Here is a 1,864-nt window from a genome sequence, read left to right as displayed (position 1 = left end):
ACTACGAGAAGATTCTAATACGTAAAAAGGTTCCCAAATTTTATCTATCTCTTTAACGCCCTCAGCAGCAATACCATTTTGAATTTGAAAATACACAACGTCATTTTTCTCTTCTAATGTGATTTTTATATTTTGATTCGTTGTATATTTTATCGCATTAGAGATTAAATTTTGAAAGACCATTCTCATTTTATTTAAATCAGCATAAACAATCGCGTCACCAGCATTATAGTTCACTTGCAACTTGATTTCTTTCGAATCCAGTTCAATTTTATGCTTATCTATTATACTTTGGACTAGTGGTTCAATAGGGAATTCTTCTTTTTGTAAAATATCTCTTTCTAGTTTAGAAAATCGCAATAACTCTTCAATTAAATTTGAAATTTGATCTGTTTGTTTAATGATTGTATCAACATATGTGCCATCATCTAAACCATCTTTTATTCCCATAGAATATGCTTTTACTAATGCGATTGGTGTTTTTAATTCATGAGTTACATCGCCCATAAATCGTTTTAAGTGGTCATTTCGATCTGTTAAATCTTGATGTGCTTCATGTAATTTATCACTCATGATGTTAATACTATTTGCTAAATCACCTATTTCATCATTCGTTTTAACTTTCGTCCGTTTAAATTTCAGACGTGAAATATCTTCTGCGACATCACTCAATTCTTTCAGTGGAGTAGTGATTGTTTTTGAAAGAATCCAAACAAGCACGATAATAAGAAATAGTGAGAATCCCAAAATGTATAAATAAAATGAGTTAAGCGTTTTAATTACTTCATTGGAATGTGCGATAGAAACTCCTACTAAAATCAACATATCATCTTTCGCAATGTATTTCGCAAAAAAACTAGATTTTATCTTTTCTTGATCATATATTTTATTCGATTGTCCGAGGTTCTTCACTTTCGTAATTTCTTCTTTTGTAATCCAAAGTTTATTCAATGCAACTCTCTTTTTTGTAAGCTGCATGCGTAATTCTTCATTAATAGCATCTTCTGAATTATTTATTGATGTATATGCAATCGTAACATTACCTTCATTTTCAATGCGATTTATAGCATCATCCAGTTCTTCACGCGGTATCGACTGTATTTCCGCTGTAATGCCTTCTAAGCTTTCACGTGTTTTGTGCACATTATATTTTGGTAAAAAATAGTTAATTAATAATAAAGAGATGACAAAAATAAGGATGACTGTTAAAGAAATGCTGAAAAATAACTTTTTACCGAGCTTATTCACACTCTTCCTCCAAACTGTATCCTAAACCACGATGTGTCTTTATAATATTTTCTCCTATTTTTTTACGTAATCTTCTTACATGCGTATCAACCGTTCGCTCTTCCCCAAAATAATCAAATCCCCAGACGATATCTAACAACTTTTTCCGTGTTAAAATCGTGCCTTTATGATTTAAAAAGCACTTTATTAATTGTAATTCTGTCTTTGTAATGTCTAATTCTTTCTCATTTTTATATACTTTATTTTTGGTGAAATCTATTTTTAAATCTTGAACTTGAATAACATCTTCATGCTGCACAAGCTTTTTCGCTCGGGTTATTAGCACTCCTGGATGAAATGGTTTTTTTACATACTCATCTGCCCCGCTTTGAAGAGCTACTAATTCATCTTCACTTTCACTTTTCGCAGTAAGCATTAATACTTTCACACTTGAATTCTTTTTTATTTCCTGACAGACAGTAATACCACTATTTTTCGGCATCATCCAATCTAAAATAGCTAAGTCAATTTTCTCATCGTAAAATATTTGAAGTGCTTCCTCTCCATCCTTCGCTAATAAAACTTCGAAGCCTTCTTTTTCAAAATACGCTTTTAAAATTTTCAGCATATCTTGTTC

The 1,864-nt window shown here is 31.0% G+C and carries 2 protein-coding genes; both read right to left on the bottom strand.

Annotated features, from left to right (window positions below):
* On the bottom strand, nucleotides 1-1,248 hold a 1,248-nt coding region (locus AC1DTM_RS24715; protein WP_477001122.1), incomplete at its 3' end, for a sensor histidine kinase.
* On the bottom strand, nucleotides 1,241-1,864 hold a 624-nt coding region (locus AC1DTM_RS24710), incomplete at its 5' end, for a response regulator transcription factor (protein ID WP_477001121.1). The genes AC1DTM_RS24710 and AC1DTM_RS24715, both read right to left, overlap by 8 nt.

This window comes from Bacillus sp. P4_D3 (assembly GCF_056401855.1).
This window is presented reverse-complemented; position numbering and strand designations above follow the sequence as displayed.